Origin of the sequence: Longirhabdus pacifica, from assembly GCF_004115085.1 — a bacterium.
Taxonomy (GTDB): domain Bacteria; phylum Bacillota; class Bacilli; order Paenibacillales; family DSM-105158; genus Longirhabdus; species Longirhabdus pacifica.
Window position 1 is genome coordinate 1 of record NZ_QXJP01000015.1, and the last position, 23,774, is coordinate 23,774.

Below are 23,774 nucleotides of genomic sequence, written 5' to 3' on the forward strand. Positions count from 1 at the left end.
CTCGACTTGCATGTATTAGGCACGCCGCCAGCGTTCGTCCTGAGCCAGGATCAAACTCTCCAAAAAAGTTTCTTGCCAAAGGCAAAAACTTTTAACCTTATAAAAGACCAGTTAGCTTGGCTTGAATCAAAAGTGATTTTTGCCAAAGGCAAAAGATCTTTCATTGAAAGGTTATAAAGGTTTGAGCTTGATTGCTCATGTATTTGTTACTTTAAATTTCCGGTTTGATTCTTCATAAGAAGAATCTTGTTGGACTCGCTTGCGATTCAGTTTTCAAAGTGCAAATGTTGTGTGTTGCTATTTGCTTGATTGTGTTGCCCGCCTCAACAGCGGCCTAATCAATATATCATATCGTGTTTACTTTGACAAGCACTTTTTTTAAAAGTTTTTTGCGAGATCATGTTGCTGTTTCCATTTCACTCTATATCGATATGAAGTAGATTTGCGATGATGTTCTCTCCCGCTTCGTGAGTCTTTCGTAAAAGCTTCTGGTGAAGCGGCGAGATCTAATATATCACAGGTTCTTACTTCTATGCAATACCTTTTTAAACTTTTTTTAAAATATATTTAAGTTTTTTCATTACATTATATGAAGTGCTTTTGATTCATTCATCTTTCTTGTATACCAAACTAATCTCTTATATAATATTTATGATGTTTTGATTTATTCAATTAGCATGTGATCGCCTCATTATTGTATTCATGAATGTATCATTTGGCACATGGTTTCAACACATTTTTTTTAAAAACTGTAACACTCAAACTGAAAACATGTTACATAATATATGTAATAGAAGGAGTAAACTCATGACGAAGTTTAAAACAAGTAAAGCATCACAATTTAGAACGTGGGGGTTGTTTCTAATGTTAGGTGGTATGTTCACCATGATTTTAGGAACTGCCGGTGTTTTATGGATGGGTGAAAACGGAAGAATTTTTCTTTTTATATTTTTGATTTTAGGTATTATTTTATCATTAGGTAGTACGGCTATTTATGCCTTTGCGGGTGTTTTATCTACTTCTGCTGTAACATTACATTGCCCTGAATGCGGTAAAAAAACTCAGATATTAGGTACTTCAGATCGCTGCATGTATTGTAAAACGATGCTGACATTAGATCCAAGCATGGCTACCAACGGTGACGAAAAACAAAAAGATATGTAATAAAAAATATGTAGTACAACAAAAACAACTCTCCATGAGAAGAGTTGTTTTTTATTGTTTATTGAATTTCGGTATAAATTATTGAATTTCAGTGTGAATGATTTCCCAAACATCTTGTGTCTCAAGCCCTCTTCTCCATGAAGCAATTCCAGCAATATCAAGTTTGTTCACTAACTCTGCTCTTGCCTTCATAGAGACCGCATCTTCTATCCACATTTTGTACACGATATTGCCTTCTGTATGTTCAACATAATTTTGTTTTGTTTGTTCATCGTAAATGGGCTCAAGATTTTTTTCTTTTATATAATTTTGTGCTGCTGTCATGGAAAATGTTTTGGACGACACACTAGTCACTCCATCAATCGTCTCCTCCATCCAAAGTCTAGTATAGTATGGAACACCAACTAATAATTTTGAAGGTGGGACCCTGTCCTCTTTTATAATATCCGTAATGCCTTTCTCTACCCAAGGTAAAGAAGCAACGGATCCTGCTTTTGGACTGCTAGCCCAGTGCTCATCGTATGTCATCACCATCATATAATCTACTACTTCTCCAAGTCGTTCACGATCATAAAATAATGACCACATTTCACTTCCGCCCCGAATGGTAACATCAATAGACACTACTGCGCCTTGTTCGTGCATAAAAGGGGTGAGCTCTCGTACAAATTGAGTTAAGTTATCTTTGTCCTTCAAATATACATTTTCGAAATCGATATTGATTCCTTGCAGATCATACATTTCCACATAAGTAAGGAGCTGCTTAATCATATTGATTCTTGCATCATAGTTTGCTAGTAAAGCTGACGTCATATCTGGATCTCGAAAATTGTTTTTAAATAATGCCCACACTTGCATTTGATTTTCGTGAGCCCACTGTACATAGGAAGCATCCGCTTTATTTAAAATATTACCTTGTTCATCTTGTACTTCAAACCAAGTTGGACTGATGACATTGACACCGATCATAGGTGGAATATCTTTGACATTTGGATTAACACGGTTCACGTATTCCCACGTTACATTTATTTTCCCATCTATCGGTTTCCACGGAACATAACTAGGCAATGTATCTGCATTACGTTGAATGACTTCCACATCATATAAACTAACATCATCTTTATCTATAAATCCGATGCTCCCGCTTTTCAACTGAACTTGATACCATCCTTTTTGTTCCCCTAATATCATCACCTGCTGTCCTTTTTCTCCATCCACAATGATAGGAGATTCATTTGAAGGTTCTTTTCTAACAGGCGTGAGTTGAGTGGCATCTTTAAAATGAACTCCAATCTCTCCCCATTGTATGCTCTCCCCATCTTTAAAAATAAACACCGCATCAGATTGTTCATATTGAAGTATAGCAATATCATAAATATCTACTAACGGTTGGATGGGTACATATGCTTCTCCATCTACGATCTCGACTGAAAAACTTAGGGATATAGGCTGTTCATTGATCATGGCAGTCAATTGTTCTGTCTGCATTCTCATGACTTTATCATTGGTTGTAATAATGACCGATTGTGTTGCATCATCATAAAAAATATTCGGATCTATAACATTTTGTATGACTGAAAATGGCAGCTTTAAAGATTCCTGCTTACCTATAGCACCCTTTTCTAATTCTTCATGTTGATAAAAAATAGGGTTTTGATTTTTAAATGGAACTTGTTCATAATTTTTATTTCCTGTGTTTTGAACATAGATAAAGACAGTAGCAATAATAGCTATCACGAAAAGCATAATAAAAAATAAAGGCCATTTACTTTTTCTGTTGTGTTTCATTATTCTTCTATGCTGCTGGGAATAGGATGAAGTTTGTTGGTTCAATGTTTTAGACCCTCCAAATCGTTGTCTTAAAAAGAAATATATAGGTGTAGAATTACTTTTTTATGCTATAACTATCTATCACTATTGTATGTACACTATATTTTATCGTCAATAAGCAAAAAGTACCTAACCGACGACATGCACTCTCTCATTGTTTTTTTATATAAAAAATCAAGCTTTAAACAAAAAAAGCGACTCCATAATGAAGTCGCACTATCTTACCTATTTAAACTGTTTATTGCATGACAATGATGTTAATGTTTTGCTGCTTTCATTTCGCTACAATGAGGGCAAACGCCATAAACTTCTAAACGATGAGAGTGGATTTGATAACCTGTCTCCTTGTGCGCTTTATGTTCTGCATCGAGTTGTGGAGGCATTTCAAAATCCGATATTTTTCCGCATTCTGTACAAATAGCATGATAATGATCAGACATTACGGCATCATATCTGCTCGCACCATCTCCATACGTTAACTCTCTAACTAAATCTGCATCTATAAATAACTTTAAATTATTATAAATCGTGGCGATGCTCATACTTGGGAACTTAGGTTCCATTGATTTATAAATTTCATCCACGCTGGGATGAACTCTTGTGTTTAATAAATAGGTAAGAATAGCATGACGCTGTGGTGTCATACGTACACCGATTTTTTTCAATTGATCTAACGCATGTTCAAGATCGGATGCCATTCTCCTCACACCTTTCAAAACAATATATAATTCATTTTATAGCTTTCGATTGAATATTGTCAATGTATTGTATGTAAATTACACATAGGTGAGTACTATGATTTCCTTATTTTTTAGTTATCATGCAAAACAAACAAAAAGAAACTGACCAAACATTTACTTATATACCTTCATCCAAGCAATGATGGTCAGCTTGTTATTATACATTAAGGTTATGATTTTGTATGTTGAGATATTTTTTTTAAATGAACTAAACTTATTTTGGCAGAAAGTACTGTTTTTGAATCTAATACAAAACCATGTTTTGTGTATAATTTAATCGCTGGTTCGTTCAATTCGGATGTGGAAACTTTAATGAGATACGAATGGAATATATTCATGATATGTTGTAAAAGTTGACTTGCAATGCTTTTTCCAAAATGGTCAGGATCAACCATCACTCTGCAAATGGTGATATTATCCATGTTTTTTTCCAAAGAAAGCGCACCTTGCAACTCACTTTCGTTAAAGTATCCATAAAATATTTCAGGAACCTCACGCAGCTGCTTTTTAGTTTCCATTAATGGAGGTAATGCTTTAAAACCAATCAGGTTAGCCTCAACACGATATGCAGCGTGCTGCATTAACCACAACTGTTCCAGTTCATCGTTTGAGGTTCGATCAATGAGACGAATCAACTTAGTTCCACCTTTCATCATATGAGTGCATGATAAAAAACCGCCCAAAAATGGACGGCCTTTCTTTTTACTGCTCTTGTAGGCACTGTTTAATGATTTTGTTTACGAGACCAGGATTAGCTTTTCCTTTTGTCTCTTTCATCACTTGACCCACAAGGAAGCCTACGGCTCTATCTTTACCATTTTTGAAATCTTCTACAGATTTAGGGTTAGCAGCAACTACTTGTTCAACGATAGATTTAATCGCACCTTCATCACTAATTTGAACAAGCCCTTTTTCTTCAACGATTTGCTGCGGTTGTTTACCAGTTTCCAGCATATCTTTGAACACTTGCTTCGCAATTTTAGAACTGATTGTCCCTTTTTCAATCAGGTTAATCATTTCCCCTAAACCTTTACCTGTAATGATCAGCTTGGAGAGCTCTAAATTATTAGCATTCACATACCCTAATAATTCACCCATCATCCAGTTTGATACTGCTTTTGCATCTTTGGTATATTTTAAGCTTTCTTCAAAGAAATCTGCTAGCCATTTAGAAGCCGTTATCACTTCTGCATCATAAGAAGGTAAATTATATTCGCTACTATATCTTTCTTTACGTGCATCCGGTAATTCTGGAATGGAACCCAACACCGCTTGTTTCCATTCATCTTCAATAATCACGGTAACGAGATCAGGGTCTGGAAAATAACGATAATCATGCGATTCTTCTTTTCCACGCATGGATATCGTAATATTTTGGGCATCGTCCCATCTTCTTGTTTCTTGAACAACGTTGTTGCCACTATTCAACACTTCTGCCTGTCTAATTTCTTCGTACTCTAGTCCTTTTTGTACACCTCTGAAAGAGTTCATGTTTTTCAATTCCGCACGAGTACCGAATTTTTCTTGACCAAAAGGACGTATACTGATGTTGGCATCACAGCGCAGTGAACCTTCCTCCATTTTCACATCGGATACATCACAATATTGCAGAATGGACTTCAATTTCTCCAAATAAAGTTTAGCTTCTTCTGGAGTACGAATATCAGGCTCTGATACAATTTCAATTAACGGTGTTCCCACTCGGTTAAAATCAACTAATGATCCGAATCCGCTTTCCATGTGAGTTAATTTACCCGCATCTTCTTCTAAATGAAGGCGTGTAATACCGATTCTTTTTTTCTTACCTTCTATTTCTATCTCAATCCATCCATGTTCACCAATCGGTTTATCAAATTGAGAAATTTGATACGCTTTTGGTGAGTCAGGGTAGAAGTAGTTTTTACGGTCGAATTTCGTTTCTGTAGCGACAGTGCAATTAAGCGCTAACGCCGCTTTCATTGCATATTCTACTGCTTGTTTATTTAGTACGGGCAGCACACCAGGGTGTCCTAAACATATAGGACATGTATGTGTGTTTGGGGGAGCACCAAAAGAAGTAGAACATCCGCAGAAAATTTTTGATTTCGTATGCAATTCGACGTGAACCTCTAAACCAACAACGGTTTCATATTTAGTTTGTGCACACATACTTTATCCTCCTAAAGAATACTCTATTACTCATTAAAGATTTGGACGTTGTTTATGATGATCTGTATGTTGCTCATACGCATGAGCAACGCGTAGTACCGTAGACTCGTCAAAAGCTTTTCCTACAATTTGCAAGCCGACAGGAAGGCCATTGGTAAATCCACACGGTACACTGATTGCTGGTAATCCAGCAAGACTGATTGGTATCGTGTAAATATCGTTTAAGTACATTTGCAACGGATCATCGGTTTTTGAACCAAAAGGAAACGCTGTTGTTGGCGCAGATGGACCAATAATACAATCATATTTTTCAAAAACTTGATCGAAATCTTGCTTGATTAGCGTTCTTGCTTGCTGTGCTTTTTTATAGTATGCATCATAGTATCCAGAGCTTAATGCGTACGTCCCTAACATGATACGGCGCTTTACTTCTGGACCAAATCCTTCACTGCGTGATTGATGATACAGTTCTAATAAGTTATCCGCATTGTCACTACGAACTCCGTATCGTACTCCATCAAAGCGAGCTAAGTTAGAAGAAGCTTCTGATGGTGCAATCAAATAATATGCAGCAAGAGAATATTGAGAATGCGGAAGGGATACTTCTTCCCAAACAGCGCCAAGTGCTTCTAAATCTTTTAATGCTTTTAACGTTGCTTCCTTTACACCTGGGTCAATACCTTCTGCTAAAAATTCTTTTGGCACACCAATACGTAGTCCTTTGATATCCCCTGTCAAACTACTCGTATAGTCAGGAATATCTACTTTAGCGGAAGTCGAATCCATGTGATCATGTCCACTTATCGCTTGTAGCACATAAGCACAGTCTTCTACATTTTTCGTTAAAGGACCAATCTGATCTAGTGATGAAGCAAACGCAATTAATCCGTAGCGGGATACGCGTCCATAAGTAGGTTTCATACCGACAACACCACAGTATGCCGCTGGCTGACGAATAGAACCACCAGTATCTGATCCAAGTGAGAAATACACTTGTCCAGCAGCTACAGTGGCAGCAGATCCACCACTAGATCCTCCTGGTACGCAGTCTAAATTCCATGGATTTTTAGTTGGGAAAAATGCTGAATTTTCGCATGATGATCCCATGGCGAACTCGTCTAAGTTAAGCTTACCCATTGTCACAGACTGTGCTTCTTTTAATTTTTTCACTACAGTTCCATCGTAAATCGGATTGTAGTTTTCGAGGAATTTACTACCCGCTGTAGTGGTCAAACCTTCCGTTACCATGTTATCTTTGATCCCAGCTGGTAGACCAAAAAGCAGCCCTCTTTCTGATTGATTCATTAACTGCTCGTCCATTTGTATGGCTTGCTTTTTTGCATTTTCTTCATCGACACGCAAAAACGCCTTAATATCCCCATCTGTTTCCTTAATCCGCTTTAGAGAATGTTCCACAAGTTCTGTGACTGATAATTCTTTGTTTGTCAATAAGTTATGTATTTGCTGTAATCGCATGTCAAATAACGACAAAACAATAGCCTCCCTTCGATCTTTCGAACCTTATGCTAAAATTCCTTTTAACAAAAGAAAAAACTTTCGCTTGTATATTTCAAAATAACTTCTAATTACTCAAACTACTTTTTTACCACTTTTCATTACATTTCAATGCCTCACAAGTTAGTCCATTATTTTATTACTTTATTACTCCAAAACAGATGGCACTTTAAACTGGCCTTCTTCTTCATCCGGAGCATTAAGTAGTACTTTTTCAATCGGTAATGATGGCTTAACTTGATCTTCTCTCATCACATTAATCATTTTCATCACATGACTCGTTGGTTCAATATCTTTTGTGTCTAATTGAGTCAACGCATCTGCATATTGTAAGATGTGATTGAGTTGCTCTGTAAACATCACTTTCTCATCCTCTTTTAAATCCAGACGAGCAAGGTTTGCTACATGCTCAACGTCCTTAACAGAAATGCTCATCTCCACACCTCTTTTCATCATTTTTTCATTCTTTACATTATACATGACAAGTCCTGTAGGCTCAAACTAATTGACATATGAAATATATAAGATGAAGAAATAATGGAATACAAGTTTACGACTCAGTAGCCAGGCGTAAAGGTTATGATGTTGAAATTTCTTCATCTTATGATTAGTAGTAATAAGTTGGTTGAACAAGGTATATATAAGGAAAATCAAAAAAAAGCATGCATCTACGAGATTGTTCATAGATACATCCTTTTAAATATTTACATACGCATTAAATCCAAGCTCTTAAATTCACCTGTTTGATGAATTCTTTAGCGTCCATATTGCTAGCATCCTTGTCATGATGTGATTCGGCTTCCATCTGCTCACCATTTAATACATTGTAAAAAAGCTGCTCGTTTTTTGTAGCTAACGCAAAATCAATCAGCGCTTCTCTCTCTATATTATCTACGACTTGCTGCATCACTGCTTCCACAGCTTCTACATCACTAGCAGGTACATAAAAATGTTTACCTACTTTCGGAACACGTATTACATAATCAAATATATTATCAGCATTTCGCTCATAAGCTATGATATAGGCCTGTTTTCCAATAGGAAGGTTCTGTTCTAAGGAATCTTGAACTACACATACTTTTTGTCCCAGTTTATACATCGCCAACCCTCCTAACCTCGTTAGTATATTTATGTTACTAAAAAATAATAGATATGTCCAACATGGTGTGTTTTTCTGGACTTAATGTCGTAAAAAAAGGCAATAATAATGATCGATATGGTTTAATATACAATGATGATATTGTATACTCTTACTAAACATGCTAGATCATGTGGCATGAACGGCCAAATATACAAAGACAATCTACTACTCTAAATTAGCGAGGTGATTTATGCTATCTTTTTACAAAAAATATTATAAAACCGCATTTGATATTGGACTGATTGTGCTAACTGTCTTTTTGACGATGTGGATTTTCAGCCTTATGTTTAGCATTGCAAAACCTGTCTTTTATGCGTTTGTTATTTTTATGATTATTGAACCATTTGCTAAATTTTTAAATCGCAAAGGTATGAAAAAATCCATAGCTACGGCAATATCGCTTTTAGTATTTATACTCGTTCTCACGACCATCATCCTTGGTATCGGTGCTATTATTTACACGCAATTGAGTGCCTTGATTAGTAAATTACAATCTTTTCAACTTCAAGTTCAATTACAACAATCACTCCAATGGATACAAGCACGGTTTGGAGAATTACCTCCTGATGTGGTAAAACAAATTACGGATTACTTATCCACAGCGAGTGAAAGTATAGCAACAATCGGTACCACGGTATTAAATACGATAGTTACGTACATCACATCTTTTTCTGGATTTGTGATTAATATCGTTATAGCGGTTATCATTACTTATTTTTTAAGTATAGAAGCAGACTATTGGAAGAGAATCATGAAAGAAAAAACACCAAATACATTTAAAAATGCTTTCTCATTTCTAAGTGAAAATGTAATCAAAGGGTTAGTGCTCTATGTAAAAGCGCAATTAAAATTGATTTCTGTTACTTTTGTTGTTATTTTAGTTGCTTTGCTCATTTTACAAGTGGATAATGCATTAACGATTGCAGTTGTCGGAGGAATATTTGACGTACTACCATTGCTTGGTGTATCCACCTTATTCATCCCTTGGATATTATATTTGTTTTTTACGGGTGATATGATTCTTGCCATATGGTTAACAGGGTTGCTTTCGATCATTCTGTTAACGAGACAAATTTTAGAGCCAAAAATAACAGGTGAATCTCTTGGAGTTAGTGCTTTTACGACATTTGTATTTATGATTGTTTCCGTGTCTATATTTGGGATCGTTGGATTAATTCTTTCTCCAATTCTCATTATTTTACTGAAAGCATTATATGATCAAGGTTATCTTCAGCGTTGGATTCGACTGCCAGAGGACGAATACGATGATTTAAATCGTACATAATGATGTGCTGCACGACTTCTCTATCTTTCCAATACGCTCAAACTAAACTTTATTTATGTATTTCATCTCCATCTCATTGTTAGGTGGAGATTTTTAATAAACAATGATAAACAAACGTCGTACTAGATTGATAGCATGATTTTGTTCCACCTACTTGCAAGAAAAATGTGTTAAAATGAAAATGCTTTCATCCCTTTTCCTTTAGGAGCATTCATTTCAAAATTAGAGGTGAGCATATGGAACAACTCATGAAAAACTTTTTTCTTTTTTTGTCTAAAAACAAAACACTCAACACCGCTGCAAAGAAATGGGGACTACGTTTTGGCGCTAAAAAAGTCGTAGCTGGGGCCACGATAGCCGATGCCATTTATACCGTTAGGAAGTTAAATGAAAAAGGATTATTGTGCACAGTAGATCACTTAGGAGAGTTTGTTTATACGTTAGAAGAAGCAGAAGATTCGACATCCTACTGCATTCAAACGTTAAAAGCAATCCACGAAGCAAAAGTAGATTGTAATTTATCTTTAAAATTAACCCAACTTGGTTTGGATATCGATTATGACTTGTGTTTAAAGCATATGTCTATGATTTTAGATGCAGCAAAAACCTATGGTAACAACTTTGTACGTATTGATATGGAAGACTACGCTCACAACGAAATGACGCTTCAGTTATTAAGAGAATTAATGAAAGATTACGACAATGTCGGCACCGTAATACAAGCCTATTTATTTAAAACACAAGAAGATATGGATCAATTAGGAGAACATAATGTCAACTTAAGATTAGTCAAAGGTGCTTATAAGGAATCGCCAGAAGTAGCTTATGAAGATAAAAAAGATGTAGATGAAAATTATAAATCTATCATAAAAAAACATGTTTTGAACGGACATTATACGGCTATTGCTTCACATGATGCTCAAATTATTGATTTCGTTAAGCAATTAGAACAAGAGCACAACCTCAAGCGTGATCAATTTGAGTTCCAAATGCTATATGGGATTCGCTATCAAGCCCAATTAAAATTAGTAGAAGAAGGATATCGCATGCGCGTTTATGTTCCATATGGTGACGACTGGTATGCTTATTTTATGCGACGTTTAGCAGAGCGACCTGCAAATGTGTCATTCGTTATTAAAGGACTTTTCGGAAAATAGTGAATACATTGAAAAACTCACTTTCATGTAACGGTTCTTCATTCCTACCATTCATGAGAGTGAGCACACATTCCAGTACACTAAAAGAGTGAGGTTACATTACACTCTACATTGCTACGTCTATTTGCATGATGCATTAAATCTGGATTAATGGTTCATCCGATATGGACAATACTTCAAACCCAGTTTCTGTGATCAAATATGTATTTTCAATACCTACCACCCCTTGCTCAGGGAATGTAAATTTAGGTTCGATTGCAATCACCATCCCTGGTTCTAGTGCTACTTCAAATCCTTTCGCTAACACAGGTAGCTCATCCATTTCCAGTCCAATACCATGACCTAAAAATTTAGCTTGATCTTGTCCATAACCCATAAAATGATGAGACAATCCTGCCTCTTCGGCCATTTGTAATGATTGTGTATAAAGATGTTCACATATGGTCCCTGGTCGCAATTGTTTCTCCACTTCACGCAATATATGTACAGCAGTTTGATAAGCATGTTGAAGCGGATCTGAAAGCTCACCGATGACTGCCATTCTGGTCTGATCAATGACATATCCGTCAACATTACAACCTAAATCAAGTAATATAGGTTCATTCTTTTTTATGGTTTTAGTTGATGCATTCAGTGGAAATGCAGGGGTAATGCCCTTTCCTCCCGCAGGCCCATCAAAGTAACTTGGTGTTGCACTACCGCTACCTGCTCCAACCATGCCAATGACTAATTCCTGATTATATGCTCGCATACGCATATACCCTGTATGGCCATGTTCACGAAGGGCCGTTTCTATCCAAGTTAAAAGCTGTATTTCTGTTGTTCCCTCTTTGATTTTTGAAACAGCAGTTTGGAGAGCAACGTCCACTGCAGCTGCTGCCTTTTTTATTGCTTTTATTTCAGTCTCGTCTTTTATCATGCGTACTTGACGAATGAGGTTAGAACCATCTACCCAATGTGCTTCTGGGAACATGTTTTGATAACGTTGAAACCATTGCACTGGCAGAACATCAAATTCCATAGCCAAAGTGTATTCCTTATCCGAGAAAACGTGTGGAAATGTTTGCTGTATACGCTGGGCCAACGCACGATAGGAACCGAGCTCTTCTACCTTAACATTGGCTTCCTCTTTTGCTCGTACTACACTTTTCTTTACATAATATACTGCATCACCTTCATCAGGTACCACTAAGCATCCCATCTGCATAGACCCAGTCAGATAATAAAGATCTACGTTTTGTGTGATAATAAAGGCATTTAATTGCTGTCGTTTCATCTTCTTTTGTAACTTTTGAATTCTAGTTGCGTAAACGTCCACGATGTATACACCACCTTATTTATAGTAAAAGTTAATTGGGAGACTATTGGTATTACTAGCTAATCATACCTCTTCTATACTTTACCATACTTCATTTTACAACGTAGTCAAAAATTCTAAAAGTTCTGACTCTATCAACATGAAATAAAAAAAGAGAAAATGCAGGCAATGACGCCACTATTCCTCTCTTTTATATCTTAATATGGCTTATATGCTTGTCTTTCTCTCATTTTATATATTATTTATAGTATTTTTTTATACTTTGTTTTTATCATTTCTATATAAGATGAAGAAATAATGAGAACCAAGTTTACGCCTCAGTTGCCAGGCGTAAAGGTTATCATGTTGAAATTTCTCCATCTTATAGATAGCGGTAATAAGTTGCTTTTACAAGTTAATTCAACTTATATATAAAGATTACTCTTACTGTCCAGCGATACTTCTTGCAATGCGAACGCCACATGCAGATGCCTGGGCCAACCCTCTAGTGATTCCAGCACCGTCACCACCAACATATAACCCTTCTATTTCTGTCTCAAAGCAGTCGCTCAAATTTGGTCTAGCAGAATAGAATTTAGCTTCCACACCATACAGTAATGTGTGTTCAGAAGCAATACCTGGTGTGACATGATCCAATGCTTGAATCATTTCCATAATGGACTTCAGTGTAACGTAAGGTAATGCTAAACCTAAATCACCTGGAACAGCTTCTCTTAGTGTTGGCTCCAAAAATCCTTCTTGAATACGTGAAGGAGTTGATCTTCTACCTCTTAAAATATCTCCATATTTCTGAACCAACACACCGCCATTGGATAATTCATTCGCTCTTTTGCATATTTCCTGTGCATATTCATTTGGGCTGTCGAACGGATCCGTAAACTTGTGAGAAACGAGTAAAGCAAAATTCGTATTGGCACTTCCTAATGCACTATCTTTATAAGAATGACCATTAGCACACATAATTCCACTATGATTTTCTACTACAACGTGTCCACTTGGATTGGAACAAAACGTTCTTACCCTCGTTCCCACACTGGTATTATAAATGAATTTACCTTCATATAAATGTTGGTTTATTTCTTGCATCACGACATCTGATGTTTCTACACGAACGCCAATGTCTACTTGGTTATTCATCATGCGAATGCCATTTTTCTTGAGTATGTTAGATAACCAAACAGAACCGTCGCGACCAGGAACAATAACAACATGATCTGCCTCTACTTTTTCATCATTAGCCAATATTAATCCATTGATTCTATTATCATTAACTGTAATATCTAGCACTTCTGTTTTGAAACGCATTTCAATCTTGTCTTGTAAGTAATCAAAAATAGAGCGTAAAATTTCTAGATTCTGCTCTGTTCCAAGATGTCTAACTTGCGCACGAAGCAGTTTCAACCCTACACCATAGCCTCTTTTTTCTATCTCTTTTATCTTTGAAGTAGTAGGATCCGTAATGGATGTAGTTGCACCGTGTTTTAAATTTATATCATCTACATATTGTATTAAATTCATGACTTCAGAAGGAGGTAAGTAATCTGTCATCCAGCCTCCAAATTCTGTTGTAATGTTAAACTTCCCATCTGAGTACGCTCCAGCTCCACCAAATCCATTTGTTATGGAGCATGCCGGCAAACAACCTGCATATTCTTTTTTCTTTGTTGCTGGAGGGCATAGTTTTATTCTCTTTTCTAAAATAGGACATCTTCTTTTGTTAATGTCTAAACCTTTATCAATAAGCAATATTTTTTTATGAGGGGTTTTAAGATGAAGCTCATAAGCAGCAAATATTCCTGCAGGTCCAGCACCAACAACGATTGTATCGAATTTCCCCATAAATGTACGTACTCCTTTTGTTTTGAAATTTTCGGTATGGATATGAACGATCATGTTAATGAAGAACATCCTGTATCCTATTCATATCCCGTTACTATTCTATGCAGGATTTATATTTTTGTCAACAAAAAAACCGAACAATTTTATTTTTATAAAATTTAATGTTCGGTATTTTTTGTTTTATTTTTTTTGAAAGCGTTATTTTAGTTAGTATAACTATGATTATACGAAAAATATAGTATTATATAGTATTGCAAAATATCACTATAATCACTTAAAGTAACTAAAATGTAAAAAAATAATTATTTAACTAGATTCAATAAACATTATGTTTGCATCACATTGATTATGCAAGGTGAATTGTAAACCATTTATTTTTGTTTTAAGAGAATGGTATACTATTTTATTTTACATTTATTTAATATGAAGTAAAAATAAAAGTAATTTTAAATTAAGAATTTAAAATTACTCCTAATCCACCGAGAACAAAACTAACTTTTTCTTCTATTTGCTCTTTTAACAGATGACTATCATTTTCATCACCAGCAAATTGTGTATCAAGCAAGAAATTATAATCAGATAATAATACACTCATCACTCTTATTAGCGTTTCATTTAACGATGTAAAGTGAAACGTTCCTTCTTCTTTACCTAAGTACAACATAGATTTTAACTTTGTAACAATCGGTTCCATTTTTTGTTGAATGTACTGGGAACGGTTAGATTGAATGACAGATTGCTGAATGACAATATTCAATAATTGCTTATCCGACATCATGTAAGTGATAAATGAATGAAATAACTGCTTGATATAAGTAATTGGCTCATTGTATTCTTCCGTTTCCTTCTGTACTGCTTCAAACTGCAGAAAGGTATCCATTAAGCTGTAATATAAGTTTTCTTTTCCACCAAAATAATATGACACAAGCGCAATATTTGCACCAGCTTCCTCACACACTTCTCGGACAGAAGTTCCATCAAAACCTTGTTCTGAAAATAGCTTTTTAGCAGAAAAAAGAATTTTAGCTTTCATATTGTAAGCATCCATGTGTTGAACCATTTCCTCATCCTCCATTCTATATGTTTCAAAAATACTTTTTTCAGTTTGCATTTCATATGAATGTAGCATCGCGTAGGTACAGTTTTTTTGTATAAACTCAAAAGCATAGACTATGATATGAAATGTCATATACGTCCATACTTTTGAGTCTATCTTTTATGCGGTATATTTAACTCCTAATCCATTAAATATAAAGGATTCTTTATGCTTCACCATGACATCTAATGGGTACTCGTCTTGATCCAATAAGTCTTTATATAATGAAAAACGTACAGAAACTAAGCAACTAATCACATACATCATCGTTTGATCTGCACTTTCAAACTTAAATACTCCTTGCTGTTGTCCTTCCACTAAGACTTCACGTAACTTTCTCCAAAGCGGAAAGACTTCTTCGACAACAAATTTAGTACGTTCTGTGTTCATGTCTGTTTCTCTATCTATGATGATAGCCATTTCAGGATCAGAAATTCTAAATTTTTCGTTGGTATAAATTAATTCTTTTATCCAATCAACTGGAGATATATCCTCTTTTTCTATTAGTTCTTTAATCTCACTTAAAGGAACAAACGTATGAAAAAGTTCATTGAATAATTTTTCTTTGCCACCAAAATAATAGGAAACTAGCGCAATGTTTGCCCCAGCTTCTTCACATATTTCTCTTACAGAAATTTTATCAAATCCTTGACTTGCAAATAATTTCTTTGCGGAATACATTAACTTTGTTTTCATATTTAAATGTTGCATCACCATATTCATCGCCCCATACCTTTACTTTTACTTGTACTTATAACGTATTTGCCACATTTAAGCAACTACTTGTCCCCAAAAACAAAAAAACTAAATCGCTTCCATTTCTATTTCCATGCCCAAAGCTTGGTACACAAACAACTTTACAGATTTAACATGTTCATTCAAAGATAAATTTTTATCATCAATTAATTCATTGTACATGGCCACACTATTATGTAGTAAAATGCCGATTATCATTACAATGGTAATGTTGATGTCTCTGTATTGAAAAACACCTTGCTCTTTTCCTAAAATTAATTTTTCTTTTAAATCAGCCCACAATGACGAGGTTCGAAGTTTGTATGTTTCTACACGCTCTGTTGATAACGCATTCTCATGACTAATAAGTCTTGCCATCTCAACATCATTTAACTTAAATTTAACGATTTGTTGGATTAGTATGTTTAACCATTCTACTGGTTCTTCTACATCTTTTAACAAATCCCTTATTTCATTTATTGGAACAAAGTGTTCAAATAAAGCTTTGAGCAATTTTTCTTTACCACCGTAGTAATAAGAGACTAAGGCAATATTTGCCCCTGCTACTTCACAGATTTCTCTTACGGAAGTTTTATCAAAACCTTGTTCAGAAAACAATTTTTTGGCTGCATACAATATTCTTGTTTTCATATTTTGTTCTTTTACTGTCATGACCATCTCTCCATCACGTTAATCATTTAAACAAAAAGTTTCATCTATTTACAAGTATTCAAATCAGATTTAATTACATCATACTCATCATATCGCATCATGGTAAAAATGTAAACTTATTGTCAACTTCTCATTGTCTCCATGTTACATAACGTTACACAAAAGGATTATTTAAACGTTCCATTCCGATTGATGTTATTTCTCCATGACCTGGATAAACAACCGTATTATCATCTAGTTGAAATAAACAATCATGAATAGAGCGTAGCAATTGTTCCATATCACCATAGGGCAAATCCGTTCTCCCAACGGATTGCTGAAATAAGACGTCTCCACTAAATAAATGATCATTCCACAAAAAACTAACGCTTCCTGGTGAATGGCCTGGAGTGTGATATACTTTGATGACTTCATCAAGGAGGTTCAATTGTTGACCATCTAACAATGCTTGCTCGGCTTTATCTGTTTTTATTTCTCCTCCCATTTGAGGAAAAAGTATGGATCCATTCAACATGGGGTTAGTGAGCCAATCACTTTCATCTGGGTGAAGAAAAACGTTACATTTCTTACTTTTTCTTATCTCGTCTACTCCCCCAATGTGATCACAGTGTGCATGTGTCAAAAGAATAGCTTCGACTTCATAATTTTGCAAGCGCTTTATTAAAGGCGCTGGGTTCAAACCTGGATCAATGACAACTGCTTTGCGTTTTGCTTCGTGTAAAAGTAAATAAGCGTTTGTAGCTAATGGTCCAAGTGTAAATTTTTCTATCTTCAACATATACCTCCCTCCTCCCGCTATATTTTTTGCAGGTATATGAGAATTATTATCGCTATTGGACAATGACAGTATAGAAATCAGCCTATATTCCAAATTTTAACGCACAATATAGAAGAAAACAATCAAAAACTATCAAGCCATATAAATCATTTTACTTATGGTATGTCCACATTTTGTTCAAACTAATGGTTTTAAACTCATTGCTTTAGGCTACTTTACACTTTTTTCTTTTATTAATTTAAAAATATTGTCAATTTTATTTTTACTGAGATTTGATTTTGTTTTTTTAGTATGAATTTGTTGTAATAGTTGATTTGCCTTTAGTGTTTTAAATGATGGCGAGCTTCCGATGACATTGCCTCTGGGATGTGTAAAACATAAAAGCCCCTCAACATCACACTTATACCCATACTCACGGAGGAATTGTTTAATCACGACATCATGTCGGTACAACTGTCCTGTTGGGTCTTGTGTTTTCGCCTTACCTTTGCTTCTCTCAAATCCATGCTTTGTAAAAATAAGATCCCCTGACCAATTTTTAGTCTCGATATGAAAAAGACCATTTGGACCAATGACAATATGATCAAACTCTTGTCTGCTTCCATACTTTGGTTTGATGATTACATTGTGCAGTACGCGATAATCTTTAGGTAAAGAAGATAGTTGGTTTGCAATGATACGCTCTCCAGCATTACCCGCTTTTTTAACGTTAATTTTTTTTATTTTTGCTTTTATCAAAAAGTATACTACAAGAAGTAAACCAGATACGATGATAGATGGAACAACATATGAAGTTGCCCTCTCTTCTATTTGTTCCCAATTAGACCCTAATTCCATACCCACATATACAAAGAAAATAGACCAAGGAATAACTGCTAATGCGGTATACATTGTAAATTTAAGAAATGACATCCTTGTTATGCCAGCTGGAATAGAGATAGCGTGGCGTACAACAGGAATAAATCGTGCCGAAAAAACAACACCACTGCCATAGCGCTTAAACCACTTTTCCGAAACTTCCATGTGATGTTTAGAAATAAAAATATATTTTCCATACTTTTGTATAAATGGCCTTCCGCCATATAGTCCAATCCAATACAAAAAGAGTTGGGCAATCGTTCCACCGATGGTTGCGAACAGGATAGCTTGCCAAAATGTAATTTCATTCATGGAAACTAGATAACCCCCATATGCAAGTACAACCTCACTCGGTATAATTTCAATCATTAATCCGAGCATTATTCCCCAATAACCTAACTGTGTTACCCATTCTAGTGCAAATTCAATCCATTGTTTCAGTACATCCATATCATTTTCTCTTTTCTTTATATTTTTTCCATTTTATCATATTACTTTGACGTTACTAACAAAATGTATGAGCATATGCTATTTATCTTTAACACTGACAAAAAATAAACCAACATAGGTAATATCTCTTTTACAAAGAGGTGGCCCTAGTCGGTTTGTACTTTATACTTAAATATTTTATATTTATTTTTTTAATTGCAGTTCTTGTATCGTTTCTAGCGTGGTGAAATCATGTGCTTCTATTTTAGAAGGAGAGATAGTATACAGTGTATCACCTATATACATAATACGTTGGACAGTTTTTTCCCTATCGCTCCAATAATGTCCCGACTTTTGAATATCATCTTCTGTCAAATGTGTAATTTCTCCTCTTAGTTGAAAGCCATCTTCTGCAGAAATGTGATAAATGTGTGCACCCTGGAAAGCAAAACTCCCATATGCAGTAACATTATTTTTGTCTGCTTCATTGACTTCCATCACTGTTACTGGAAATGCCAACAAATTCATATCACGATGAAACGTAAGTGCCTTATGATTATGAAGTAGTTCAGAATGTGTACCTCTGTCTCCAATCATTACTTTATGCTTTTCAATCGGATTACTCACATCGCTTACGTCAAATAATGCCATTTTCATTCCTTGATAATACGCCGTTGTTCCAACTGTATTGCCATTTCTATCTTTAACGTCTACTTCTACTGTATCTTTTCCAAAACCTATTAAATGATTTTCATCATATGGATGTAAGTAATCACTATAACCTGGTATTTTTAACTGACCAAGAATATTTGGATTGTCACTTTCACTGAAATCGATAACAAATAACGGATCTACTGTTTTAAATGTAACCATATATCCCCTATCTCCCATAAAGCGAACGGAGTATATTTTTTCACCAGGTGCAATATCTTCAATTTTACCTAGTTGATTTAGCTGTTCATCTAAAACATATACATTATTTTTTTGCTCTTCACCCCAACCAAAGTGTTGCCCACTCGTAGTAGCAATACGGAAATCACCTTCATATTCATCCATAGAAAATTGGTTAAGCACATGACCAGGAACTTGCCCTTCTGCTTTAAATTTCACTTTGTTTTCTCCAAGCGAAAATTTATAAATTTTTGTTATGGTATCTACTGCTGCTGGTGCAAAATCAATTTTTTGTATTTGAACGGTAACATCCGTTTCGGTTTCCATACTTATATCAATCTCATCAGGCCCAGTAGATTCATCATCGCTGTTTTTATCAACATTGTCGGCCTGTAACGGTTGTACTTCGACACCTTCTCTTGCAGGTACAGCCAAATATAAATGGTCTTTAGAGGCATACACCGTTTCCGCTCCGCCAACATAAGCATTCACATCCATTTTTACCTCTGGCATAGCTAAATTCACACTACCAATTAATGTGTAATCCCATCTATCAAATTGTGGAAAATAATACATCCTGTCATAACCTATCTCCGTTAGCTGTTGATGAATATTAGAGTCTTGATAAACAGGAGACGGGATAGTATCTTTTGTGTTCAAAATATCATATACATCTTGGTAATAGTTACTTACAAAATATAGCGTATCGTCAATTTTTCTAGACGTCATGTAGTAACCTTCCATTTTAAGACTTCGAATAAGCTGTAAATTTGTGCGATCTTGTAAGTCGTATACGTAAGCAGCAACATATTCATTTCTCGGGAAATAAGGTTCTTCCGGCAATATGAGTGATTGCACTTCTAAATCTTCCTCTACACTCTCATCTGGTGTGGAATCTTTGTGGATACCATCCATATCGTATCGCTCTTCCCAGCTGTTTCCTATGACAACGAGATAGCGATCGTCGACATACAGTTCAGTCGGAGTAAATGTATGTTCAAACGTGACTTCATTTACCACTTTCATTTTTTCTGCTGGCATGACGTCACTAATAAGTAATTTGTTTTCGGAAATTTGATACATATATTGCCCATCGGTTTTGATAACATCTGCTTCATCTACACCCTGAACTTGGACATTCGTTTCAGAAACACTTTCTTCAGCAGCAGTATCATTTGAAGTTATAGATGCTTCGTCCTTCACTGTAAATGGCTCTTCTGATTGTAAAGTAAGAGTGTCATTAAACATCACAACGATGTTATTTTTCATATTGTTTTGATATTGTTCCGCTAATAATTTCAACTGTTCATACGATCCCACTTGCGTTAATACTGCATCCCCTACTGTAGGCTCTGTAAAAATACTAGCAGTATTCATTTCTTGTTGCCAATAAACGCTAGCTCCTATTCCTTCCACTATACTACGCAATGGAACCATCAGCTTCTCTTCTTTCCAATAAGGGCCATATGGAAGGGCTACATCTTCCCCATTCATGAGCATGCTGTCCTTCAATGGGGTGAGTGTTACGTTAAAACCATCTTTTGATACTATTACAGTACCATTTTCTTTCCGCTCTATATGTGCATTTATTTGATTAGTTAAATCTTCTAAAGGAACGAATAAGGAACTTCCTTTTTCTTCTATTACGCCACCGTCACTTAACACCAATGGTTCTCCATCCACTGTTACAAAATAAGACTGTGCTTGCGCATAGGTCTGTAAAGTCAGTGGGGATAAAATCAATGCTATTAGTAGAAACCAGGTAATACCTTTCCTCATTTTATTCGCCTCCTTACTACATCAACGATATAAATGAGGTAAAAGTTGCAACAAAATTAAAAAAAATAAAAAAACTTCACTACTTCTCCTCTTTCTTTCCATTTTGAAAGAGATATTGCTTTTTTATGCGTGTTTGCATAACAATCACAAAAAATAGCTGTTGGGCATGTTGACATGTTCATACATTTGTTACACAGTAGTTTTGATATAACTTATCTTTGGGAAAAATAATGGAAGCAAAAAAACATAAATGAAAGGAACATACATATGTGTGGTAGATTTACGTTAACAGCGGAAGAAGAAACAATACTGTCATATCTCAACTTGGATCACAAACCTATGACGTGGAAGCCACGATACAATATTGCACCAACACAAAGCGTGCTCTCGTGTATCAAACATCAAGATGCAATGAGAATTGGAACGTTACAATGGGGCCTTATACCACATTGGGCTAAAGACAGTAAAATTGGAAGCAAGCTCATTAATGCTAGATCTGAAACAGTGATGCAAAAACCTTCTTTCAAAAACTCATTTGCGAGGAAAAGATGTATTATTATTGCTGACGGATTTTTTGAATGGAAGCAAAACGAAGATGGTAAGCAGCCGTTATATATCACTTTAAAAGACCAACCATTGTTTGCAATGGCTGGACTTTACGATACTTGGCAAGATGAACATGAGAAGAAAATTCATACATGCACCATATTAACAACGAAAGCTAATACGTTTATGGAGCACATCCATCAACGTATGCCCGTCATTTTAAAGCGAAATCATATCGACTCGTGGTTAATGCCCAAACAGTCTATTCCCACATTACAATCTCTCATGCAACCTTACCATGCTCATGAGATGCGTGCTATTCCAGTCACAAAAAAAATGGGCAATGCAGCCTTTGATAGCCCTGAATGCATTCAACCCATTTAACAACTGTTATTTTTTATGATGGAACTTCGTATAACTAGATATTAGATGATCTGTGTGTTCCAATTCTTTTTTCCATTGTGACAGATAGGCCACAATCGATAAATAATGCAAACAAGAACTGTCCATTTTTCCGTCTGCCATAAAATCTTGCAACATCTTTGTATATCCTACTTCCAATTTTTCGTTTTTGAGAGAAGGATATTTTAACTCTAACTTCCCTTCAAACTTTAAAAACAGCCGCTCGTGATATTGTATTAGATCCGATATGTTCTCGTTAATATCTGATTCAAATGCATCGCCCTCTTTATGTCGAAACGTATCTAGTGTTTTTAATTCTAACTCAAGTATAGAGAGAAACTGCTTGAAAATAACGGATTGCCGACATTTTTTTCTCCTCGATGTTTTTCGCAGCACCGTCTCTTCATTAAATAGTTCATATACTTGCTTCAAATTATTAAAATCTTGATGTAATTTTTCTCTTTCTTGACGAAATGATTTCTCGCTCAAGTACCCTTCTACCATGTTTCGAAGCAATATAAAAATATCTTCGTTTAATTTCTTCATTTTGGAAAACAAATTTTTTCGATGATCTGGTGGAAAAATAAGCGCATTAATAAGAAGCGAAATAAATATTCCGACCATAATCATGAGGAAACGATTTAATGCTGCACCGTCTGGCTGTTCCATGACAGCGACCACCGTCAGTATAGATAAACTGATATTAGAATTAAATTTCAGCAAAAGATTAATGATAATGACGAGTATAACCGCCGTTCCAATGACTACTGGTTCATTTCCCAACAGCCAATACGAAAAAATACCTATTAAAGCTCCTATCAGGTTAGCTTGCACTTGCTCTATAAAATATTTAAATGATCGGTATATGGATGGCTGAGTCGTCAAGACAGCAGCAATTACCATTACTAAAGGTGAACCTAACTCAAACCATTGACAAATATATAAAGAAAGCATAACAGCTAGTCCTGTTTTGACCATTCTTGCTCCAAGTTTCATTCTGCTTCCTCCGAAGTTTACTAAATATATGGAATGATACAAACTGTACAAACTCCAACTTATATATAAGATTAAGAAATGATGGAATAAAAGTTTACGCCTCAGTTGCCAGGCGTAAAAGTTATATGATGATTTCTTCATCTTATGGTTAGCGGTAATAAGTTGGTTGAACTTCTTTCTCCAACTTATATATAAGATAAGAAATGATGGAATAAAAGTTTACGCCTCAGTTGCCAGGCGTAAAAGTTATATGATGATTTCTTCATCTTATGGTTAGCGGTAATAAGTTGGTTGAACTTCTTTCTCCAACTTATATATAAGATAAGAAATGATGGAATAAAAGTTTACGCCTCAGTTGCCAGGCGTAAAAGTTATATGATGATTTCTTCATCTTATGGTTAGCGGTAATAAGTTGGTTGAACTTCTTTCTCCAACTTATATAGTAATGGATTTAC

At 35.3% G+C, this 23,774-nt stretch carries 20 protein-coding genes and 1 rRNA gene; 4 read left to right on the forward strand and 17 right to left on the reverse strand.

Annotated elements, in window-relative coordinates:
• Window positions 1–66: ribosomal RNA gene (locus tag D1Z92_RS11320) — 16S ribosomal RNA — on the reverse strand; the annotation flags it as partial.
• Between the two features lie 741 nt (window positions 67–807).
• On the opposite strand from D1Z92_RS11320, the gene D1Z92_RS11325 reads away from it, so the two are divergent.
• A complete protein-coding gene (locus D1Z92_RS11325; RefSeq protein WP_128895788.1) occupies window positions 808–1,164 on the forward strand; it encodes a DUF2614 family zinc ribbon-containing protein in 357 nt (118 codons plus the stop codon).
• 78 nt (window positions 1,165–1,242) lie between these two features.
• Here D1Z92_RS11325 and D1Z92_RS11330 read toward each other — a convergent pair whose 3' ends face one another.
• The 7 genes from D1Z92_RS11330 to D1Z92_RS11360 form a co-directional block, all read right to left on the reverse strand.
• The gene (locus D1Z92_RS11330) at window positions 1,243–2,997 is read right to left on the reverse strand and encodes a glycosyl hydrolase family 18 protein (RefSeq protein ID WP_128895789.1); all 1,755 of its coding nucleotides are present in this window, start codon (window positions 2,995–2,997) and stop codon (window positions 1,243–1,245) included.
• Window positions 2,998–3,251: 254 nt separating this feature from the next.
• Entirely contained in the window at window positions 3,252–3,692 is a 441-nt protein-coding gene (locus D1Z92_RS11335; RefSeq protein ID WP_128895790.1) for a Fur family transcriptional regulator, read from the reverse strand.
• Window positions 3,693–3,904: 212 nt separating this feature from the next.
• Window positions 3,905–4,369 carry a GNAT family N-acetyltransferase gene (locus D1Z92_RS11340; RefSeq protein WP_164931584.1) on the reverse strand — a complete coding sequence of 155 codons (465 nt, stop codon included), beginning with the start codon at window positions 4,367–4,369 and terminating at the stop codon, window positions 3,905–3,907.
• A 67-nt stretch (window positions 4,370–4,436) separates the two neighbouring features.
• Entirely contained in the window at window positions 4,437–5,882 is a 1,446-nt protein-coding gene (gatB, locus tag D1Z92_RS11345) for an Asp-tRNA(Asn)/Glu-tRNA(Gln) amidotransferase subunit GatB (RefSeq protein WP_128895792.1), read from the reverse strand.
• A 33-nt stretch (window positions 5,883–5,915) separates the two neighbouring features.
• Entirely contained in the window at window positions 5,916–7,373 is a 1,458-nt protein-coding gene (gene gatA, locus D1Z92_RS11350; RefSeq protein ID WP_128895793.1) for an Asp-tRNA(Asn)/Glu-tRNA(Gln) amidotransferase subunit GatA, read from the reverse strand.
• A 171-nt stretch (window positions 7,374–7,544) separates the two neighbouring features.
• On the reverse strand, window positions 7,545–7,832 hold the full coding sequence (gene gatC / locus D1Z92_RS11355) for an Asp-tRNA(Asn)/Glu-tRNA(Gln) amidotransferase subunit GatC (RefSeq protein WP_128895794.1): 288 nt from the start codon (window positions 7,830–7,832) through the stop codon (window positions 7,545–7,547).
• 280 nt (window positions 7,833–8,112) lie between these two features.
• Window positions 8,113–8,496 (reverse strand): ATPase, encoded by a 384-nt coding sequence (locus D1Z92_RS11360; protein WP_128895795.1) that lies wholly within the window; start codon window positions 8,494–8,496, stop codon window positions 8,113–8,115.
• Window positions 8,497–8,728: 232 nt separating this feature from the next.
• Here D1Z92_RS11360 and ytvI point away from each other — a divergent pair, with 232 nt between their 5' ends.
• On the forward strand, window positions 8,729–9,823 hold the full coding sequence (gene ytvI, locus D1Z92_RS11365; RefSeq protein ID WP_128895796.1) for a sporulation integral membrane protein YtvI: 1,095 nt from the start codon (window positions 8,729–8,731) through the stop codon (window positions 9,821–9,823).
• 236 nt (window positions 9,824–10,059) lie between these two features.
• Window positions 10,060–10,980, forward strand: a complete 921-nt coding sequence (locus D1Z92_RS11370; RefSeq protein ID WP_128895797.1) for a proline dehydrogenase family protein — start codon at window positions 10,060–10,062, stop codon at window positions 10,978–10,980.
• 136 nt (window positions 10,981–11,116) lie between these two features.
• On the opposite strand, the gene D1Z92_RS11375 is transcribed toward D1Z92_RS11370, so the two are convergent.
• The 8 genes from D1Z92_RS11375 to D1Z92_RS11410 all read right to left on the reverse strand — a co-directional run bounded on the left by D1Z92_RS11375 (window position 11,117) and on the right by D1Z92_RS11410 (window position 21,375).
• A complete protein-coding gene (locus tag D1Z92_RS11375; RefSeq protein ID WP_128895798.1) occupies window positions 11,117–12,298 on the reverse strand; it encodes a M24 family metallopeptidase in 1,182 nt (393 codons plus the stop codon).
• Window positions 12,299–12,721: 423 nt separating this feature from the next.
• Window positions 12,722–14,137: an NAD(P)/FAD-dependent oxidoreductase gene (locus D1Z92_RS11380; protein ID WP_128895799.1), complete on the reverse strand. Its 1,416-nt coding sequence runs from the start codon at window positions 14,135–14,137 to the stop codon at window positions 12,722–12,724.
• Between the two features lie 451 nt (window positions 14,138–14,588).
• A complete protein-coding gene (locus D1Z92_RS11385) occupies window positions 14,589–15,197 on the reverse strand; it encodes a TetR/AcrR family transcriptional regulator (protein ID WP_164931585.1) in 609 nt (202 codons plus the stop codon).
• A gap of 156 nt (window positions 15,198–15,353) precedes the next feature.
• Window positions 15,354–15,950 carry a TetR/AcrR family transcriptional regulator gene (locus D1Z92_RS11390; RefSeq protein WP_164931586.1) on the reverse strand — a complete coding sequence of 199 codons (597 nt, stop codon included), beginning with the start codon at window positions 15,948–15,950 and terminating at the stop codon, window positions 15,354–15,356.
• 87 nt (window positions 15,951–16,037) lie between these two features.
• Complete coding sequence (locus D1Z92_RS11395; RefSeq protein ID WP_164931587.1) at window positions 16,038–16,640, reverse strand: TetR family transcriptional regulator; 603 nt, start codon at window positions 16,638–16,640, stop codon at window positions 16,038–16,040.
• A gap of 154 nt (window positions 16,641–16,794) precedes the next feature.
• Window positions 16,795–17,418, reverse strand: coding sequence for an MBL fold metallo-hydrolase (locus D1Z92_RS11400; protein ID WP_128895803.1), 624 nt, complete (start codon window positions 17,416–17,418; stop codon window positions 16,795–16,797).
• Between the two features lie 210 nt (window positions 17,419–17,628).
• Window positions 17,629–18,726: an undecaprenyl phosphate transporter UptA gene (uptA, locus tag D1Z92_RS17965; RefSeq protein ID WP_128895804.1), complete on the reverse strand. Its 1,098-nt coding sequence runs from the start codon at window positions 18,724–18,726 to the stop codon at window positions 17,629–17,631.
• A gap of 183 nt (window positions 18,727–18,909) precedes the next feature.
• The gene (locus D1Z92_RS11410; RefSeq protein WP_128895805.1) at window positions 18,910–21,375 is read right to left on the reverse strand and encodes a beta-propeller domain-containing protein; all 2,466 of its coding nucleotides are present in this window, start codon (window positions 21,373–21,375) and stop codon (window positions 18,910–18,912) included.
• 267 nt (window positions 21,376–21,642) lie between these two features.
• Between D1Z92_RS11410 and D1Z92_RS11415 the strand changes: the two genes are divergently transcribed.
• Entirely contained in the window at window positions 21,643–22,305 is a 663-nt protein-coding gene (locus D1Z92_RS11415) for an SOS response-associated peptidase (protein WP_128895806.1), read from the forward strand.
• A 6-nt stretch (window positions 22,306–22,311) separates the two neighbouring features.
• Here D1Z92_RS11415 and D1Z92_RS11420 read toward each other — a convergent pair whose 3' ends face one another.
• On the reverse strand, window positions 22,312–23,319 hold the full coding sequence (locus tag D1Z92_RS11420) for an FUSC family protein (RefSeq protein ID WP_164931588.1): 1,008 nt from the start codon (window positions 23,317–23,319) through the stop codon (window positions 22,312–22,314).
• Between the last annotated feature and the right edge of the window lie 455 nt (window positions 23,320–23,774).

Coding starts and splice junctions, on each gene's coding strand:
- D1Z92_RS11380 (WP_128895799.1), bottom strand. CDS start 14,137: ATGGGGAAATTCGATACAATCGTTGTTGGTGCTGGACCTGCAGGAATA.
- D1Z92_RS11370 (WP_128895797.1), top strand. CDS start 10,060: ATGGAACAACTCATGAAAAACTTTTTTCTTTTTTTGTCTAAAAACAAA.
- gatB (WP_128895792.1), bottom strand. CDS start 5,882: ATGTGTGCACAAACTAAATATGAAACCGTTGTTGGTTTAGAGGTTCAC.
- D1Z92_RS11390 (WP_164931586.1), bottom strand. CDS start 15,950: ATGGTGATGCAACATTTAAATATGAAAACAAAGTTAATGTATTCCGCA.
- D1Z92_RS11360 (WP_128895795.1), bottom strand. CDS start 8,496: ATGTATAAACTGGGACAAAAAGTATGTGTAGTTCAAGATTCCTTAGAA.
- D1Z92_RS11410 (WP_128895805.1), bottom strand. CDS start 21,375: ATGAGGAAAGGTATTACCTGGTTTCTACTAATAGCATTGATTTTATCC.
- ytvI (WP_128895796.1), top strand. CDS start 8,729: ATGCTATCTTTTTACAAAAAATATTATAAAACCGCATTTGATATTGGA.
- D1Z92_RS11400 (WP_128895803.1), bottom strand. CDS start 17,418: ATGTTGAAGATAGAAAAATTTACACTTGGACCATTAGCTACAAACGCT.
- D1Z92_RS11325 (WP_128895788.1), top strand. CDS start 808: ATGACGAAGTTTAAAACAAGTAAAGCATCACAATTTAGAACGTGGGGG.
- uptA (WP_128895804.1), bottom strand. CDS start 18,726: ATGGATGTACTGAAACAATGGATTGAATTTGCACTAGAATGGGTAACA.
- D1Z92_RS11420 (WP_164931588.1), bottom strand. CDS start 23,319: ATGAAACTTGGAGCAAGAATGGTCAAAACAGGACTAGCTGTTATGCTT.
- D1Z92_RS11415 (WP_128895806.1), top strand. CDS start 21,643: ATGTGTGGTAGATTTACGTTAACAGCGGAAGAAGAAACAATACTGTCA.
- gatC (WP_128895794.1), bottom strand. CDS start 7,832: ATGAGCATTTCTGTTAAGGACGTTGAGCATGTAGCAAACCTTGCTCGT.
- D1Z92_RS11335 (WP_128895790.1), bottom strand. CDS start 3,692: ATGGCATCCGATCTTGAACATGCGTTAGATCAATTGAAAAAAATCGGT.
- D1Z92_RS11385 (WP_164931585.1), bottom strand. CDS start 15,197: ATGGTTCAACACATGGATGCTTACAATATGAAAGCTAAAATTCTTTTT.
- D1Z92_RS11395 (WP_164931587.1), bottom strand. CDS start 16,640: ATGACAGTAAAAGAACAAAATATGAAAACAAGAATATTGTATGCAGCC.